This window comes from Kosakonia beeri, assembly GCF_054165705.1.
Map to the genome: position 1 here is coordinate 4,167,866 of NZ_CM135106.1, position 17,013 is coordinate 4,184,878.

Consider the following 17,013-nt stretch of genomic DNA (forward strand, 5'->3'; position numbering starts at 1 on the left):
GCCGCTTTTTTTATTTCCAGATGCGTAACCCATCCTCTGTACCCGCCTCAATGGGCACCGTTTTTTTGCCGGTCGCCGACAGGGCATACCAGTCAAGCCGGCGAGTCAGAAACATTACTGCGCTCAACGCCACAAACAACACGCCAGTGCCCAGCAACAAAGCATTATCCTCTGAATTCAGCAGAATCCACATCACTCCGTCCAGCAGCAACAGCGCGGCGGTAAACAGTAAGCTTGCCCGCCAACTTTTCATCACGCCCTGCAGATAGATGCCATTCAGCAAGGCGCCAAGCAGGCTGGCCACAATCCAGGCTGACGTAAAGCCGATATGTTCCGACAGTGCCAGCAACACCAGGTAGAACATCACCAGCGACAACCCAACAAGCAGGTACTGCATCGGGTGCATATGCCGCGCGGTTAAACTCTCAAACACAAAGAAGGCGAGGAATGTCAGCACAATAAGCAGTACCGCATATTTCACGGCTCTGTCAGTTAACTGATACTGATCCGCGGGCGTGGCGATATTGACGCTAAACGCAGGCAATACCCAATCATTCCCTGCAGCAAGCTTGATATTGTCGCGCACTTTGCTGTCAAGGTTATTAGCAAACCAGCTGCTCTGCCAGTGCGCCTGATAACCGCTGGCGCTCACCTGCCGTTTCTCCGGCAAAAAATCGCCCATAAACCCGGGATGCGGCCAGTCACCGTTGAGTGTCATTTCGCTATTACGCCCCAGCGGCACCACCGAAAAAGCGCCGGTTCCGCTCAAATTAAGCGACAGAGTAAATTCCAGCGGTTTGTTCAGGCTACTCGCCGGCAGTGGCATATGGATCCCCTGCAACTCACTCATTAATTGAGTGCCTGGCTCCACGTTAAGTGTCTCGCCATTCAACAAGCTACTTCGTACCTGACCAATACCACGTGAATCACTCACCGCTAACACCATAAACGGTTCGCCTATGGCGATGTTCTCACCGGGTTTGATATCCAATCGTTTTGGGTCAAACGCGGCTTTGATATTCAGATCGTTATGCCAGATTTGGCCGTCATAGATACCAATCTTTCGGGTTTCAACCTGCTGTTTGCCGGTGACCATCAGTGACTCCGGCAACCATAAGCGAATATAACTCTGTTTACGGCGCACCTCTTTTGGCGCCTCTTTATCGTTCGCACTCTCCATTGAGATTACCGTCTCTGTTACCGGCACCGCGATCAACGGACCAATCAATTTTTGCGATCCGGCACTGCTCTGACGCAGTGTATCGGTTACGTCATGACGATAATCCGCCCGCTCGCCAATCAGGCTACTTAGCATGGTCAACGGGATCAGCAGAACGCAGAGGCAGCTCGCCAGGGTTAACATTTTCCAGAACAGGGGGGATTTCAACATAGCCTTCTCCTTTGTGATGCGCGCAGAGTAACGAGGCTATGTGTGAAGGATTTGAAGTTATGTGAAGTGAGGGTGAAGTTTCAGTCGGGCTTCGCAGCCGCCTTGCGGGCGATTCGCAATCTGAATGTCGCCGTGATGCAAGCGAGCAACCTCCTGCACAAAGGCCAACCCGAGGCCACTGCTTTTTTGCCCGTTTTCGCGGGGCAAAGAGTAGAAGCGTTCAAATACGCGCTCCAGCGCATAGTCCGGAATACCACAACCGCTATCGCTGACGGATAACACCCACATTTCCCCTTCACGGCTGGCGCATAAATCCACCGTGCCGCCCGCCGGGGTAAAATCAATCGCATTGTCCAGCAAGTTGCCCAGTGCCTGTATCAACAGTTCGTGATCGCCTGCCACCTGTATCTCAACGGGGTGACAATGAAAGGCGATATTTTTCGCCGCCAGCACCACACTGCGCTGCTGCTGTAACTGGTGAAATAGCATTGTGATATCAACAGGCTGGAAAGCAATTTCCAGCCTGTTCTCCAGCTTGGCCTGGTATAGCAGCTTTTCTACCAGCTTCTGCATCCGATTATTTTGCGTGAGGATGTTGTCCGTAAATTGTGTGACCACGGCCGGCGGCGGACCTTCACGCAGGATCTCCGCCGCGCCGCGAATGGCCGCCAGAGGGCTTTTCAACTCATGCGTCAGGGCATACACGTACTGCTCAATATAATTTTTACCTTCCAGCTTAACGCGCATGCTCTCCAGCGCCTGCGCCAGCTTACGCAACTCGCTGCTGCCTAATGACGGCAGAGGAACCGGTCTGTCTTCCGTCACGGAGTCGGCATAACGTGCCAGCCTGCCGATTGAGCGGTTGATCCACCCCACCATTATTGCGCCAATTAATAAGGCAATACCCAGTAACGCACCGCCAGCCCATAGGATCCGCCGCTCACTGCGTTTGATCACTGGATCCATGGCACTGTTCGGTTTCCCCACACTCACCACGCCAATAATACGCCCCTGATCGGTGACGGGCGCAGCGACATACATCACCGTACTCTGCGGATTATTGGGATCCGCCAGTGAGCTACGCGCGCCATACTGCCCACGTAGCGTGAGCCAGACATCATTCCAGCGCGAGTAATCTGCCCCCAGTGCTTTGCCTGCGGAGTCGAACACCACGCGCCCGTTATCATCCGTCATGTAAACGTGGTATTCATTGCGTACTTTATGAATGCCGCTGATGTGGGCATTGATCGGTTGCGCATTGAGCGTTGAGAATGCCTGCGCCAGCCTGCCCTGTTGGGCATGGCCGCTAAGTAAATCCTCCCGCGCCAGCTCGGCCAGCAGGGTGGCAGTGTCAATCAGCGTCCCTTCCGTGGCGCGGCGAACACCGGGTTTGATCTCCTGAACAAAGATCGACAGCACAAACCATGCGGCAACCGCCACGATCAGAAAGTAGCCCAGCAGCAGACGCATACCAATACGCATTAGCGTATCCCCAGGCTGTAGCCCATGCCCCGGTGCGTATTAATCGGTGTCAATTCAGGATTAATGCTGCGCAGTTTCGCGCGCAGTGTCTTGATATGGGTATCAACAGTGCGGTCAAAGCTCTCCTGGGCATCGCTCCACACCTGATCCATTAATTGTTGGCGGGAAAAAACCCGCCCAGGCGCCAGCAGCAAGGTTTTCAGCAACAGAAATTCATAACGCGTCAGGATCAACGTTTCGCCGCACCAGCGGATCAGCGCTGCGGCTTCGTCGAGTTCGAAATGCCCGACCCGCACCGTCTCACCGTGCAGTGTCGACTTTTGCAGTCTGCGCAGCACTGTGCGCACCCTGGCGCACACCTCGCGGGGAGAAAACGGTTTGGCAATATAATCATCCGCGCCCATTTCCAGCCCCAACAGCTTATCGACTTCATCACTGCGCGCGGTCAAAAACAGCACCGGCAATGCCGGCGCCTGTGCCAGCAAGCGCCGGCAAAGTTCAAAGCCGCTAATATCCGGCAGTCCCACATCCAGAATGGCCAGATCCGGCAATTGCCGGGTTGCCGTATCCAGAACCGGCAATCCACGCTCAAACGCGGTAACGGTGAACCCATCTTGTTGCAACATGTAAATCAACGTTTCAGCAATACTGGCTTCATCTTCCACCAGCCAGATCAGCGGTTGCGGGGTAGACATTCTGTTACTTACTCCATGGCATTATCGGTACCGCACTCAACGCATTCTTCGGCGAACCTTCAACCACTTTATCGGAATAAGCTAAATAAGCCAGTGTGTTACGTTTCGCATCGTAGAAACGCACAACCTGGAGTTTCTTGAAAACTAACGAAGTGCGCTTCTGGAAGACCACATCGCCCTGGGCTTTGCCGTTCTTGATTTTATCGCTCAACTCGACCGGCCCGACTTGCTGGCAGGAGATTGCGGCATCGGAAGTATCTTCCGCCAGCCCCAGCCCGCCCTTAATGCCACCGGTCTTTGCCCGGCTGATATAGCAGGTCACATTTTTTACGTCGGGATCGTCAAACGCTTCGACGACGATTTTATGATCCGGACCAAAGATCTTAAAAACTGTGTCTACGGATCCGATCTGTTCTGCATGCGCGCTACTGAATGTTGCCAACATCAAGGCAGGAAGTATTAATTTTCCGTATTTCATATTGTTACCATTTTTGAATATTACGTTACGTAATTATTCACCTTTATGATGAGAAACTGTTTGCAGATCACCAATTTACAAAATTCATGATGAAAATCAGTCACAATGCGTATTAGTGCACAAAAAAAACACTGAATGCTAAAGCCAGAAAAACCCGCTATTATCCGTCCCCTGTTGTCAGGCGTTAACCGCTGTTTTAAGGAAGAGGATATTATATGGATCAGGCTGGGATCATTCGCGACTTACTTGCCTGGCTGGAAGGCCATCTGGATCAGCCCCTGTCTTTAGACAATGTGGCGGCAAAAGCGGGCTATTCCAAGTGGCATTTGCAAAGGATGTTCAAAGACGTAACGGGCCATGCTATCGGCGCTTATATTCGTGCGCGTCGTTTGTCAAAATCCGCCGTTGCGCTGCGCCTTACCGCCCGTCCAATCCTGGATATCGCCCTGCAATATCGTTTTGATTCGCAACAAACTTTCACCCGAGCTTTCAAAAAACAATTTGCGGTAACGCCTGCGCTTTACCGCCGCTCTCCGGACTGGAGCGCATTCGGCATTCGCCCTCCGATGCGGCTGGGTGAATTTGCGATGCCGAAACACGAATTCGTCACCCTGCCCCCACTGCAACTTCTCGGCACGACTCAGAGCTATACCTGCGCGCTGGAGGAGATCTCTGATTTCCGTAATCAAATGCGGATTCAGTTCTGGCGAGAATTCTTAAGTAATTCACCGACGATCCCGGCTGAAATGTACGGCCTGCATGAGCCGCGCCCAAGCCTGGAAAAAGATGACGAACAGGAAGTGTTCTACACTACGGCACTGACACCGGAAATGGCCAACGGTCATTTGAGTAATGCTCAGCCGGTGTTGCTGGAAGGCGGCGAATACATCGCCTTCTCCTACGAAGGCGCACCCGCTGGCTTTCAGGATTTCATCCTGCTGGTTTACGGCACCTGCATGCCATTGCTTAATCTCACACGCCGCAAAGGCCAGGATATCGAACATTTTTACCCGCAGCATGAAGGCAGAGACAATCATGAACCGCCGTTGCACATCCGCTGCGAGTACCTGGTGCCAATTCGCCGTTAACGCTGTAATTCATCCAGCGCGGGGGCGTCCAGATGTGAGACGTCGCCTGCCGTTTCCACCACCCAACCGGATGCCAGCCACGGGCTTTGCTGGTAATCGATGCGTGAAATAGAGCAGTTGCGCAGACGCAGACGGCGTTCTGCCCAGGCCGGCAGCCCCAGGATGGTGCTTACCAGACACCCCAGCGCCATGCCGTGACTGACCAGCATCGGACGGCTGCCCTGCGGCAGATCCAGACAGGTAGCCAGCGCCGCATGCATACGTTCACTCAACTCCTGCATTGATTCCCCATCAGGAATACGACCGTCCGCCGTGCCGTTCACCAACTGGCGACGCCAGCTCTCTTCTTCTTCAGTCAGGGAATCAATGTGACGGCGTTCGAGCACGCCCATGTCCAGTTCACGTAAGCGCGAATCAAAGGTCACGTCGCAACCGCAGAAGTCAGCGATAATCTCTGCCGTACGGCGTGTACGACCAAGATCGCTGGCGATGATATGAGTAATGCCCAGCGCCTTTGCGCGCTCAGCAACCTGCCACGCCTGCTGCTCCCCTTTATCGGTTAACGGACTGTCAGACTGGCCTTGAATACGACGCTCGGCGTTCCACTGCGTTTCACCGTGGCGAACAAGGTATACCTGTAACATGCTTTTTTATCCATTATACTGCGATGAATTTATTATCTGAGGAAGGTCTCTGCCCGAACCAGAGAACACGTCTCGTTTCGGACATGCCAAGTATAGATTATGCACCAAGTTATCTCCGCCACCACAAACCCGGCGAAAATTCGGGCGATTCTGCACGCTTTTAACGAGATCTTCGGCGAAGGATCCTGCCATATCGAATCGGTTTCCGTCGATAGCGGCGTGCCTGAACAACCCTTCGGTAGTGAGGAAACGCGGGCTGGCGCACGAAATCGCGTCGCCAACGCGCGCGAAATCCGCCCGGATGCCGATTTTTGGGTCGCCATCGAAGCCGGTATTGACGGCGACAGTACATTCAGTTGGGTAGTGATTGAAAATCATCAACAACGCGGGGAAGCGCGTTCAGCCACACTGCCGCTACCCGCGGTGATTCTGGAGAAAGTGCGCGCCGGCGAAGCGCTTGGCCCGGTAATGTCGCACTACACGGGTATCGATGAGATTGGTCGTAAAGAGGGAGCAATTGGTGTGTTCACCGCAGGGAAACTGACCCGCGCGAGTGTTTACCATCAGGCCGTGATCCTCGCGCTAAGCCCATTTCATAATGCGATTTATCGCTGAGCGTTCAGTAACGTCTCTTCCAGCCACAGGCGCAAATCGGCGGGGGCGGATTTCAGGCTGTTCGAACCGCGCGTGATGGTGGCAATGCCCGCGCCAAGCTCCGATTTCAGTTCACGCTGGCTCATTTCACCGCGTAACAGCTCTTCAATAATCCGCACCCGCGTGCCCAACGCTTCGCGCTCATCCGGCGTGAGCATCAAGTTAAGCAACGGAATGTGCAGATCCTTTTCGTAAGACTGCCTGACCAGCTCAACGAAGCGCAACCATTCCTGGTTACGCTGTTCGGCCATTGCTGCGGAATAGGGGGATTGCTGAGTCATAGTTTGCCGCCACGTTTGGGTTTACAGATGCGTACTCTTTAGCGAGTACACATCATAGCATAAACCATAGAAATCAGTAACGGCGCTGCCATTCAGCGTCATTTAGAACATTTGTCTTACCCTCGCCAAGGAAATAGCGATAGTAAGCATCGTAGGCGAGCACATTCTTCACATAACTGCGCGTTTCCGAAAACGGAATACTTTCGATAAACGCAACTGCATCCAGTTTCCCGCCGCTGCTGTTCAGCCAGTTACGCACCCGCCCAGGCCCCGCGTTATAGGCCGCCGATGAGAAAATACGGTTATTACCAAACTGTTGATATACGTATTGCAAGTAGCTGGTGCCAATATGGATGTTTGTTTCCGGCTCAAAAAGCTGGCTGGCATTGCTGTAACCGGGAATGCTGAACATCTTCACCGTGTGCGTCGCCGTGCCAGGCATGATCTGCATCAGCCCGCTGGCACCCACTGGCGAGCGCGCTTTCGGGTTCCACGCGCTTTCCTGGCGTGAGATCGCCATGGCATAGCTTTGTGAAATCCCTTTACCGCTGGTGTAGCGGGCATAGAGATCGCTGTATGCCAGCGGGAATCGCTCCTCAAGATGATCCCATAACTTACCGGCAATCGTGGCCTGCACACTCAGATCCCACCACTGCTGATTAAAGGCGTAACGCGCCAGCTGTGCCTGCTCCTGCTGGTTACGGCTGGTCACCAGATTGGCCCATTCGCTGCGGGCAGTATTATCCAGCCCCCAGTACATTAGCTCCCGGACACGTGCCATTTCTGCACCCTGAACCAGCGCAGCATCAGGGTTGCCTGGTACTTTATCAATCCGCAACTGATACGCCTCACCCAGCCGCTGTGCTGCCGCCATCGGGTAGAAGCCACGCTGTTGCATCAACGCATGGAGGATCTCTTTCGCCTCGTTTTCACGCCCACGCTCCAGCAGCAAATCTGCCTGCCAGTAACGCCACTCATCTTTCTCTTTTGCTTCCATTGGCAAGCGGGAGAGCCACGTATTCAGACCGCGACGATCGCCATTGCCAATCGCCATACGCACCCGACGCTCCAGCAGCGAAATCGACTGCGAGCGCATGATTGCATCGTCGCGCCAGCGCGCCTGGTCGCTGGTGACATCGTTACCCATTAAACGCCAGGCGACAATATCGCGCAGCGTCTGGGTTTGTTCTTCATTTAATTGCTGTGCCTGCACCAGTGACGGGATCATCAGGCGGGCATTCTCTGCATCCTGGCGCGCCACGCTTTCAAAGGCTTCTGCCGCCATCTGCCGTGTAAAATCGGTTGCGCCCGTGCTGCGCGCAAAGTCCATGATCGTTGCAGGATCGTTAGCCAGCGAGATGATCGCCGCAGAGATAGTCTGATAATCCGATGGCATCTGCCCCGCCAGCAGCGTGACCAGTTTGGTATTGCCTGCTTTCATCGCAAGGCGAATACGTTCGAGAAACGCCAGCGGATCCTGTGTGCCAGACGCGCGCCAGGCCCCAAACAACTGATCGCAGGCATTTGGCTGACTTTTACCGGTCAACCATAATTCTTTGGCGCCAGCCCAGGCTTCTGTTGCCTGCCCGGTATTCCACTTTGCAAAGTAGTAGTTACACTGCGCTTCCGTGGTTGCCGGTTTTTCCGGGCTGAAGGCCAGCAGGCCGCGCCAATCCTGTCGGCGCGCCAGTTCATTCACAAAACGAGATTTCAAAGTGCGTGCTGGCGGTAAGGTGGGGTTTGCCTGCACAAAATTGCTAACAGTAAGCGCGGGCTGGTTCATGAGATCGTCGGTTATCTGACGGTACTCCAGATAGGGATAAAGCGGATAGGCTTTCAGGGTTGGCAGCAATTGCTGCACCACATCCATCTGGTTGTTGTCCCAGGCGGTTTTAATCTGCGCATAACGATTACGTTGTTCATCCAGTGAGTCTGCACGCGCCACATGATTGAGGGATAGCAAACAAACGCAGGCCGCCGTAAATCGCCAGGCGGCATGTTTAGCTTTCAGCACAGCTCTTTCCTCTTATTCTGTCTATTCTCTGCAGCGTCATGCCGCGTATCAGTTAATGCTAACCGGGCATCTCTTAACGCGCCATGTCCTGAACACTTTTTTACCTTTCTCAGGCGATTTAACACTCCGGGCGCTGCTGGCTGGGATTAAGCGTCGAAAACGGCTACACTCCGCTGTTGAATACTCCTTCTATTACGATAAAAGAGGCGAAGTCCAACGTGGCTCAATTCGTTTATACCATGCATCGTGTCGGCAAAGTTGTCCCGCCGAAACGTCATATTCTCAAAAATATCTCGCTAAGCTTCTTCCCGGGCGCAAAAATCGGCGTACTGGGTCTTAACGGTGCCGGTAAATCTACCCTGCTGCGCATCATGGCCGGCATCGATACAGATATCGAAGGTGAAGCCCGCCCGCAGCCTGGCATCAAGATTGGCTACCTGCCGCAGGAACCGCAGCTGAACCCGGAACAGACCGTACGTGAGTCCGTAGAAGAAGCGGTGGCGGAAGTGGTTAACGCGCTGAAAGGTCTGGACGAAGTCTACGCGCAATATGCAGAGCCGGATGCCGATTTCGACAAGCTGGCGGCCCAGCAAGGTAAGTTTGAAGAGATTATCCAGGCGCACGACGGCCATAACCTGAATATGCAGCTCGAACGCGCCGCAGATGCGCTGCGCCTGCCGGACTGGGATGCCAAAATCGCTAACCTCTCCGGGGGTGAACGTCGCCGTGTTGCACTGTGCCGCCTGCTGCTGGAAAAACCAGACATGCTGCTGCTCGACGAACCCACTAACCACCTGGATGCGGAATCCGTGGCCTGGCTGGAACGCTTCCTGCACGATTTCGAAGGCACCGTGGTGGCAATCACCCACGACCGTTACTTCCTCGACAACGTCGCCGGCTGGATCCTCGAACTGGACCGCGGCGAAGGTATCCCGTGGGAAGGCAACTACTCCTCCTGGCTGGAGCAGAAAGATCAGCGTCTGGCACAGGAAGCGTCTCAGGAAGCGGCACGTCGCAAGTCCATTGAGAAAGAGCTGGAATGGGTGCGTCAGGGTGCCAAAGGCCGTCAGTCGAAGGGCAAAGCCCGTCTGGCGCGCTTTGAAGAGCTTAACAACACTGAGTACCAGAAACGTAACGAAACCAACGAACTGTTTATTCCACCGGGACCTCGCCTGGGCGACAAAGTGGTGGAAGTCAGCAACCTCAGCAAATCCTATGGCGACCGCCAGTTGATTGATGGTCTGTCGTTCTCGGTGCCGAAAGGTGCGATTGTCGGCATTATCGGCCCTAACGGCGCGGGTAAATCAACCCTGTTCCGTATGATGTCGGGCCAGGAGCAGCCAGATGGCGGCACCATTACGCTGGGCGACACGGTGAAACTGGCGTCTGTGGATCAGTTCCGTGACGCGATGGACAACAGTAAAACCGTGTGGGAAGAAGTCTCCGGTGGGCTGGATATTATGCGTATCGGTAACACCGAAATGCCAAGCCGTGCTTATGTTGGCCGCTTCAACTTCAAAGGCACCGACCAGGGCAAACGCGTTGGCGAACTGTCCGGTGGTGAGCGCGGCCGTCTGCATCTGGCCAAACTGCTCCAGGTTGGCGGTAACATGTTGCTGCTCGATGAACCGACCAACGACCTGGATATCGAAACCCTGCGCGCGCTGGAAAACGCCCTGCTTGAGTTCCCGGGCTGTGCGATGGTTATCTCGCATGACCGTTGGTTCCTCGACCGCATCGCGACCCACATTCTGGATTACCAGGATGAAGGTAAAGTGGAATTCTTCGAAGGCAACTTTACCGAGTACGAAGAGTACAAGAAACGCACGCTCGGCGCGGACGCGCTGGAGCCGAAACGTATTAAGTACAAGCGTATCGCTAAATAAACGCAAAAAGGCAACGCAAGTTGCCTTTTTTCATGTTTGCGCCTCTTCTTCTGGAAGAGGACAGCGTGACACCATCAGTGAATTACCCCTGCTCGCCCATCAACGCTTTCACCAGCTCAACACACTGAAGAAAACGCGAGTCGTAGTCCGCCTCTTCCACCCGCACAAACTCAATATTATTTTCCTGCAGCATCGATACCAGCATGTCCTGGAACTCTTTGCGATCCACCGAGCTCCCAAGGCTGCGTAAGCCATCGTTAACCCACGGCGTGTTATTCTCTAACAGGATCACCAGATCGAAGCGGTATTCGTCAATCAGCGCCTGCACAAAGGGGTGCTCACGCCCTTCATACTTCTTACAGAACGCCTGCGTGGTCACGAAATCGGTGTCGATAAACGCCACTTTGTTAGCGTACTTCACGGCAAAATCGATGTATTGCGCATGGCCGAGCGCGATCTTGTCATAATCAGAATATTGCAGGGCTATCTCGTCGCCGCCGAGATGCGTAAACACATAATCGCGACCAAACTCCCAGGCGCTGGTCGTGTTGAAAATATTGGCGAGCTTATTCACCAGCGTCGATTTACCGCTGGATTCACCGCCAAGAATAGCCACCGTGCGCACAAAGAAAGGTTTTACTTCCGTAGGGATGTACTCCCAGTAACGGAAAGGGTTTTCTCGGATCAGCGAGCCGCTGATATTCATAAAGGTGCGTTTCGGGTCAACCAGCACCGCTTCGATGCCCAGATGCTGCAAATACTGCGGCGCATCCGCCTCTTCAGAGGTGTAGATCCAGTTTGGCGTAATGCCTTTTTCAGCCATAAACGCTTTAATGCCTTTACTCCAGACATCCCAGCCGTGCGGATACGGCTCCATACCTTCTTCATTAAAGGCGTGAATACGGATATTTTTCTGGTATTTAAAGGTTTGCAATAACCAGCGCAGGCGATCGCTTACTGTTGGCTGCTGCGACATTGCGCTGTCTTCAAACAGCGCACGATCGCGCGTTTCATCATAGCCGAGGATAATATGCAGCTCGTCAACCTGGCTGCACGCGCGCTGGATCAGGTAGATATGCCCGGTATGCAGTGGATAAAACTTACCGAAAACCACGCCGATATTCTTTTCACGGCGGGGAAATTCGAGATCGAGGAAGCGGTGCAGCGCTTCAAGTTTTTGCGCGCTGGGGCTTTTGATCTTGGCATTAAGCAGCTGGCTCAAATAGCCCTTGGTCATGCCGCTGGCATCCGCCACCTGCTGTAAGGTGCAGCCTTTCTGACGGATCGCGGTTTTTAAGTAGTCAAATGACGACATTGTTGCCTCCTGCAAAAAATCACTAGCCAATTATAAGTCGTCAAAGACGTTTAGCGCATCCGCGAGCTTCTTCACACCGTATATCTGCATACCTTCTGGGACTTTTTTCGGCACATTCGCCGCCGGAACGATAGCGCGGCGGAAGCCATGCTTGGCAGCTTCTGAAATACGTTCCTGCCCACTGGGTACAGGGCGAATTTCACCGGCCAGTCCAACTTCGCCAAAGACCACCAGATCCTGCGGTAACGGCCTGTCACGCAGACTGGAAACCATCGCCAGCAACAGCGCGAGATCGGCGCTGGTTTCCGTGACTTTCACCCCACCGACAACGTTCACAAACACGTCCTGATCTGCCATCTGCAAACCGCCGTGGCGGTGCAACACTGCCAGGAGGATCGCCAGACGGTTTTGTTCCAGCCCCACAGCCACGCGGCGTGGATTTGCCATCATTGAGTGATCCACCAGCGCCTGAATTTCAACCAACAACGGGCGGGTACCTTCCCAGACCACCATCACCGAACTACCTGAAGTGATTTCATCGCCGCGACTGAGGAAAATTGCCGAGGGATTGCTGACTTCACGCAGCCCCTGCTCAGTCATGGCAAATACACCCAGTTCATTGACCGCGCCGAAACGGTTTTTATGGCTACGCAACGTGCGGAAACGCGAGTCGGCATCGCCATCTAATAGCACCGAGCAGTCAATACAGTGCTCCAGTACTTTCGGCCCGGCCAGCGAACCGTCTTTCGTGACATGCCCCACCATGACGATGGCCACACCTCGTGTTTTAGCAAACCTTGTCAGATAAGCGGCGGTTTCGCGCACCTGCGCCACGCTGCCAGGTGAAGACTGAATATCGGCCATATGCATCACCTGGATAGAGTCGATCACCATCAGCTTCGGCTGCTCTTCTTCCGCAATCATGCAGATCTGCTCGATACTGGTTTCCGACAACATGTTCAGATTCGCGGTCGGCAAACCAAGACGGTGCGCGCGCATCGCCACCTGTTGCAATGACTCTTCGCCGGTGACATACAGGGTTTTCATCTGCTCAGCCAGTTTACACAGCGTCTGCAGCAGTAGCGTTGATTTACCTGCGCCAGGGTTACCGCCGATAAGAATAGCGCTGCCCGGCACAACACCGCCGCCCAGCACACGGTCAAACTCTTTAAACCCGGTGGAGAACCGCGGCAGTTCTTCAAGACTGATGTCCGCCAGCTTCTGTACTTTCGAGACGCCCGCATTTCCGGCATAGCCAGAAAGACGCTCATTACGCGCGACGGTAGGCGAAGCGGCGACACGTATTTCAGTAATGGTGTTCCATGCGTGACAGGCGCTGCACTGCCCCTGCCAGCGCGGATAATCCGCGCCGCATTCATTACAAACAAACGCGCGTTTTGGAGCTTTCGCCACAATGACCTCTACTTCTTATTGATACTGCCGGAAAGAATACAAAATACGCCCATCAGATCGGCGTGGCGAATAGTGACTTCCGCCTTTTCATTCACTTTAGGTTTGGCATGAAACGCAATGCCCAGCCCTGCGGCTTTGATCATTGGTAAGTCGTTCGCGCCATCGCCAATTGCCACCGTCTGCGCAGCCGGGATTTCATGTTCCAGCGCCAGGCGTTGCAGCGTGTTGGCTTTATACTGCGCATCGACAATGTCACCCAGCACCTGGCCGGTAAACTTGCCGTCCATGATCTCGAGTTCATTTGCCACCGCGGCTGTCAGACGCAGTTTATCGCGCAGGTAGTCCGCAAAGAAGGTGAAACCGCCGGAGGCAATCGCCACCTTCCAGCCCAGCGTTTCCAGTTTCAGCACCAGTTGTACCAGGCCTGGCATTAACGGCAGGCTTTCCCGCACCTGCAGCAGGATATTCGCATCGGCACCTTTCAGTGTCGCCACGCGGCTACGCAGACTGGCGGTAAAATCCAGCTCGCCGCGCATGGCGCGCTCGGTGACTTCCGCCACCATCTCGCCGGTACCGGCAAGTTTAGCAATCTCATCAATGCACTCAATCTGGATCGCTGTAGAATCCATATCCATCACCAGCAGGCCTGGTGAGCGTAAGTGCGGGATTTTACCCAGCGGGGCGACGTCCATGCCTTCATCATGCGCCAGGCGTGAAGCACGCGGGGTTAATGACCCCGCCAGGCGGATCACCTGGTAGTCTTCTACGTCCCAGGCAGCAACAATCACCATCGCCGCCCCCAGCTTACGCTGATACGTAGTCAGACGCTGCTTATCGAGGTTACGCCCGTACAGGAGCCAGCCGCTGCGGCCGGCGTGGTAATCGAGAGGCATCACCTCATCGCCACTTAAAGAGAGCGGCAATCCTGGCCACTGAGAAACATCATCGGGCAGATCGCACCAGGTCAAACTGTTCGGCATTAAAGCTCCTGTAAAAACGTTCGCGCCAGAAAGCAGAGGAAGGGAAAATAACGCATGAGGCTACCTTGTAACCAGCGCTTCTGGCAACATTAAGCCTCAAATTTTCAACAGGTGGAATATGGCTCGCGCAAAACTTAAATTTCGGCTGCATCGCGCAGTGACCGTCCTCATCTGTCTGGCATTGCTGGTGGCGCTCATGCAGGGCGCGTCCTGGTTTAGTCAAAACCACCAGCGCCAGCGCAATCCGCAACTGGAAGAACTGGCACGAACGCTGGCGCGCCAGGTAACGTTGAACCTGGCACCGTTAATGCGTACCGAAACGCCGGATGAGAAACGCATCGATATTGTGCTGCGCCAGTTAACAGAAGAGAGCCGCATTCTTGATGCCGGCGTGTACGATGCGCAAGGCGATCTGATTGCCCGCTCAGGCGAAAGCATTGATGTGCGCGACCGTCTGGCGCTGGATGGCAAAAAAGCCGGTGGCTATTTTAATCAGCAAATCGTCGAACCCATTCAGGGCAAAAGCGGCCCGCTGGGATATTTGCGGCTAACGCTCGATACCCATACTCTGGCAACGGAAGCAAAGCAGGTGGATAACACCACCAATATTCTGCGCCTGATGTTGCTGTTATCGCTGGCGCTGGGTGTGATTCTGGCGCGCACCCTATTGCAGGGTAAACGCACCCGCTGGCAGCAATCCCCTTTCCTGCTGACGGCCAATAAACCGGTGCCGGAAGAGGAAGAGCACGAAAAGAAAGAGTAACCCCGGCGCTCCCGGTAAGATAACTGAAGGTTACAGAAAGGAAATCTACTATGTCGACGCTTCGTCTGCTTATCTCTGACTCGTACGATCCCTGGTTTAATCTGGCGGTTGAGGAATGCATTTTCCGCCAGATGCCCGCCACCCAGCGCGTGCTGTTCTTGTGGCGTAATGCCGATACCGTTGTGATCGGGCGGGCGCAGAATCCGTGGAAAGAGTGCAACACCCGGCGCATGGAGGAAGATAACGTGCGGCTGGCCCGCAGAAGCAGCGGCGGCGGCGCGGTATTCCACGATCTCGGTAATACCTGCTTTACCTTTATGGCCGGGAAACCGGAATACGACAAAACCATTTCGACGGCGATTGTCCTCAATGCGTTGAACGCACTGGGCGTGACCGCAGAAGCCTCCGGCCGTAATGATCTGGTGGTGAAAACAACGCAAGGCGATCGCAAAGTGTCCGGGTCGGCGTACCGCGAGACGAAAGATCGCGGTTTCCACCATGGCACACTGCTACTGAATGCCGATCTCAGCCGCCTGGCAGATTACCTCAATCCGGACCAGAAAAAACTGCAAGCCAAAGGCATTACCTCGGTGCGAGGGCGGGTCGCCAACCTGGTGGAGCTGCTGCCGGGAATGACTCACGAGCAGGTTTGCCAGGCTGTCACTGAGGCTTTTTTTGCTTACTACGGTGAGCGTGTCGACGCAGAGGTGATCTCGCCGGCCAACACACCGGATTTACCAAACTTCGCCGAAACCTTTGCCCGCCAGAGCAGTTGGGAGTGGAATTTTGGCCAGGCGCCTGCATTTAGCCACCTGCTGGATGAACGTTTTAGCTGGGGCGGCGTGGAGCTGCATTTCGATGTCGAGAAAGGGCATATCACCCGCACGCAAGTGTTTACCGATAGCCTGAACCCGGCACCGCTGGAAGCGCTGGCTGCTCGTTTACAGGGCTGTCTCTACCGGGCGGATATGCTGGCGCAGGCATGTGACGCGCTGCAGGTTGATTTTCCCGAACAAGAACAGGAGCTACGCCAGCTTTCCGCGTGGGTTGCCGGCGCGGTGCGTTAACGGTCTAAGACAGAGATGCCCTGCACGTAAACAGATCAATGAAGTGATAAAAAAGGGCAGAGAAACTGCCCTTTGAAGAGAGAATTACGCTTTGTCGCCCAGCAGGACCGATTCCAGCGCAATCTTGATCATGTCGTTGAACGTGGTCTGACGCTCCGCAGCGGTGGTCTGTTCATGGGTGCGGATATGGTCGGAAACGGTGCAAATAGTCAGCGCTTTCGCACCAAACTCTGCCGCCACGCCATAGATACCCGCCGCTTCCATTTCTACACCCAGCACGCCATATTTTTCCATCACGTCGAACATTTCACCGTCCGGGGAGTAGAACAGGTCGGCAGAGAACAGGTTGCCCACGCGCGCATCCACACCCAGCGCTTTTGCTGCGTCAACCGCGTTACGCACCATGTCAAAATCAGCAATCGCTGCAAAATCATGATCTTTGAAACGAATGCGGTTCACTTTGGAATCGGTGCATGCGCCCATGCCAATCACGACATCACGCAGTTTCACATCCATACGCACAGCACCGCAGGAACCCACGCGGATGATTTTCTTCACGCCGAACTCGGTAATGAGCTCTTTGGTGTAAATAGAGCAGGACGGAATGCCCATACCGTGGCCCATTACAGAGATTTTGCGGCCTTTATAGGTACCGGTGTAACCCAGCATGCCGCGTACATTGTTTACTTCGCGGTAATCTTCGAGGAAAGTTTCAGCAATATGCTTCGCGCGCAGCGGGTCGCCGGGCATCAGCACTACGTCAGCGAAATCGCCCATTTCTGCATTAATGTGTGGGGTAGCCATCGTCTATTCCTTTATATCGTTGTCGTAAAACGGAAAGGGCGGGAAACTCCCGCCCAAAA

General features: G+C 54.4%; 16 protein-coding genes. 5 read left to right on the forward strand and 11 right to left on the reverse strand.

Annotated features, from left to right (window positions below; translation table 11 throughout):
- Nucleotides 1-10 precede the first annotated feature (10 nt).
- Genes creD through creA form a run of 4 tightly spaced genes read right to left on the reverse strand, consistent with a single transcriptional unit; the run spans nt 11 to nt 4,045 of the window.
- On the reverse strand, nt 11-1,390 hold the full coding sequence (gene creD, locus ACUY4S_RS19680; protein ID WP_458021787.1) for a cell envelope integrity protein CreD: 1,380 nt from the start codon (nt 1,388-1,390) through the stop codon (nt 11-13).
- 57 nt (nt 1,391-1,447) lie between these two features.
- Nucleotides 1,448-2,872 carry a two-component system sensor histidine kinase CreC gene (creC, locus tag ACUY4S_RS19685; RefSeq protein WP_458021786.1) on the reverse strand — a complete coding sequence of 475 codons (1,425 nt, stop codon included), beginning with the start codon at nt 2,870-2,872 and terminating at the stop codon, nt 1,448-1,450.
- Nucleotides 2,872-3,567 (reverse strand): two-component system response regulator CreB, encoded by a 696-nt coding sequence (gene creB, locus ACUY4S_RS19690; protein WP_312687130.1) that lies wholly within the window; start codon nt 3,565-3,567, stop codon nt 2,872-2,874. The genes creC and creB overlap by 1 nt, the downstream gene beginning before the upstream one ends.
- A gap of 4 nt (nt 3,568-3,571) precedes the next feature.
- Nucleotides 3,572-4,045 (reverse strand): protein CreA, encoded by a 474-nt coding sequence (gene creA / locus ACUY4S_RS19695; protein ID WP_312687128.1) that lies wholly within the window; start codon nt 4,043-4,045, stop codon nt 3,572-3,574.
- A 215-nt stretch (nt 4,046-4,260) separates the two neighbouring features.
- Between creA and robA the strand changes: the two genes are divergently transcribed.
- Complete coding sequence (gene robA / locus ACUY4S_RS19700; RefSeq protein WP_312687126.1) at nt 4,261-5,133, forward strand: MDR efflux pump AcrAB transcriptional activator RobA; 873 nt, start codon at nt 4,261-4,263, stop codon at nt 5,131-5,133.
- Here robA and gpmB read toward each other — a convergent pair.
- Complete coding sequence (gene gpmB / locus ACUY4S_RS19705; protein ID WP_312687125.1) at nt 5,130-5,777, reverse strand: 2,3-diphosphoglycerate-dependent phosphoglycerate mutase GpmB; 648 nt, start codon at nt 5,775-5,777, stop codon at nt 5,130-5,132. The genes robA and gpmB overlap by 4 nt on opposite strands.
- 99 nt (nt 5,778-5,876) lie before the next feature.
- Here gpmB and yjjX point away from each other — a divergent pair, with 99 nt between their 5' ends.
- Nucleotides 5,877-6,392 (forward strand): inosine/xanthosine triphosphatase, encoded by a 516-nt coding sequence (gene yjjX, locus ACUY4S_RS19710; RefSeq protein ID WP_312687122.1) that lies wholly within the window; start codon nt 5,877-5,879, stop codon nt 6,390-6,392.
- On the opposite strand, the gene trpR is transcribed toward yjjX, so the two are convergent.
- A complete protein-coding gene (gene trpR / locus ACUY4S_RS19715) occupies nt 6,383-6,712 on the reverse strand; it encodes a trp operon repressor (RefSeq protein ID WP_312687121.1) in 330 nt (109 codons plus the stop codon). The genes yjjX and trpR overlap by 10 nt on opposite strands.
- A gap of 73 nt (nt 6,713-6,785) precedes the next feature.
- Entirely contained in the window at nt 6,786-8,726 is a 1,941-nt protein-coding gene (gene sltY / locus ACUY4S_RS19720) for a murein transglycosylase (RefSeq protein ID WP_458021785.1), read from the reverse strand.
- Between the two features lie 218 nt (nt 8,727-8,944).
- Here sltY and ettA point away from each other — a divergent pair, with 218 nt between their 5' ends.
- On the forward strand, nt 8,945-10,612 hold the full coding sequence (gene ettA / locus ACUY4S_RS19725) for an energy-dependent translational throttle protein EttA (protein WP_312687118.1): 1,668 nt from the start codon (nt 8,945-8,947) through the stop codon (nt 10,610-10,612).
- Between the two features lie 82 nt (nt 10,613-10,694).
- On the opposite strand, the gene nadR is transcribed toward ettA, so the two are convergent.
- Genes nadR through serB form a run of 3 tightly spaced genes read right to left on the reverse strand, consistent with a single transcriptional unit; the run spans nt 10,695 to nt 14,320 of the window.
- On the reverse strand, nt 10,695-11,927 hold the full coding sequence (nadR, locus tag ACUY4S_RS19730) for a multifunctional transcriptional regulator/nicotinamide-nucleotide adenylyltransferase/ribosylnicotinamide kinase NadR (protein WP_312687117.1): 1,233 nt from the start codon (nt 11,925-11,927) through the stop codon (nt 10,695-10,697).
- 30 nt (nt 11,928-11,957) lie between these two features.
- Nucleotides 11,958-13,340, reverse strand: a complete 1,383-nt coding sequence (radA, locus tag ACUY4S_RS19735; protein ID WP_312687116.1) for a DNA repair protein RadA — start codon at nt 13,338-13,340, stop codon at nt 11,958-11,960.
- 8 nt (nt 13,341-13,348) lie between these two features.
- Nucleotides 13,349-14,320, reverse strand: coding sequence for a phosphoserine phosphatase (gene serB / locus ACUY4S_RS19740; protein WP_312687112.1), 972 nt, complete (start codon nt 14,318-14,320; stop codon nt 13,349-13,351).
- Nucleotides 14,321-14,438: 118 nt separating this feature from the next.
- On the opposite strand from serB, the gene ACUY4S_RS19745 reads away from it, so the two are divergent.
- Together ACUY4S_RS19745 and lplA are read left to right on the forward strand one after the other, a co-directional pair.
- Entirely contained in the window at nt 14,439-15,083 is a 645-nt protein-coding gene (locus tag ACUY4S_RS19745) for a YtjB family periplasmic protein (RefSeq protein WP_312687109.1), read from the forward strand.
- A gap of 50 nt (nt 15,084-15,133) precedes the next feature.
- The gene (gene lplA / locus ACUY4S_RS19750) at nt 15,134-16,150 is read left to right on the forward strand and encodes a lipoate--protein ligase (protein WP_312687107.1); all 1,017 of its coding nucleotides are present in this window, start codon (nt 15,134-15,136) and stop codon (nt 16,148-16,150) included.
- 84 nt (nt 16,151-16,234) lie between these two features.
- Here lplA and deoD read toward each other — a convergent pair whose 3' ends face one another.
- On the reverse strand, nt 16,235-16,954 hold the full coding sequence (gene deoD / locus ACUY4S_RS19755) for a purine-nucleoside phosphorylase (protein WP_312687105.1): 720 nt from the start codon (nt 16,952-16,954) through the stop codon (nt 16,235-16,237).
- Between the last annotated feature and the right edge of the window lie 59 nt (nt 16,955-17,013).

Coding starts and splice junctions, on each gene's coding strand:
- serB (WP_312687112.1), bottom strand. CDS start 14,320: ATGCCGAACAGTTTGACCTGGTGCGATCTGCCCGATGATGTTTCTCAG.
- nadR (WP_312687117.1), bottom strand. CDS start 11,927: ATGTCGTCATTTGACTACTTAAAAACCGCGATCCGTCAGAAAGGCTGC.
- creA (WP_312687128.1), bottom strand. CDS start 4,045: ATGAAATACGGAAAATTAATACTTCCTGCCTTGATGTTGGCAACATTC.
- creD (WP_458021787.1), bottom strand. CDS start 1,390: ATGTTGAAATCCCCCCTGTTCTGGAAAATGTTAACCCTGGCGAGCTGC.
- robA (WP_312687126.1), top strand. CDS start 4,261: ATGGATCAGGCTGGGATCATTCGCGACTTACTTGCCTGGCTGGAAGGC.
- ACUY4S_RS19745 (WP_312687109.1), top strand. CDS start 14,439: ATGGCTCGCGCAAAACTTAAATTTCGGCTGCATCGCGCAGTGACCGTC.
- trpR (WP_312687121.1), bottom strand. CDS start 6,712: ATGACTCAGCAATCCCCCTATTCCGCAGCAATGGCCGAACAGCGTAAC.
- creB (WP_312687130.1), bottom strand. CDS start 3,567: ATGTCTACCCCGCAACCGCTGATCTGGCTGGTGGAAGATGAAGCCAGT.
- gpmB (WP_312687125.1), bottom strand. CDS start 5,777: ATGTTACAGGTATACCTTGTTCGCCACGGTGAAACGCAGTGGAACGCC.
- deoD (WP_312687105.1), bottom strand. CDS start 16,954: ATGGCTACCCCACACATTAATGCAGAAATGGGCGATTTCGCTGACGTA.
- yjjX (WP_312687122.1), top strand. CDS start 5,877: ATGCACCAAGTTATCTCCGCCACCACAAACCCGGCGAAAATTCGGGCG.
- creC (WP_458021786.1), bottom strand. CDS start 2,872: ATGCGTATTGGTATGCGTCTGCTGCTGGGCTACTTTCTGATCGTGGCG.
- lplA (WP_312687107.1), top strand. CDS start 15,134: ATGTCGACGCTTCGTCTGCTTATCTCTGACTCGTACGATCCCTGGTTT.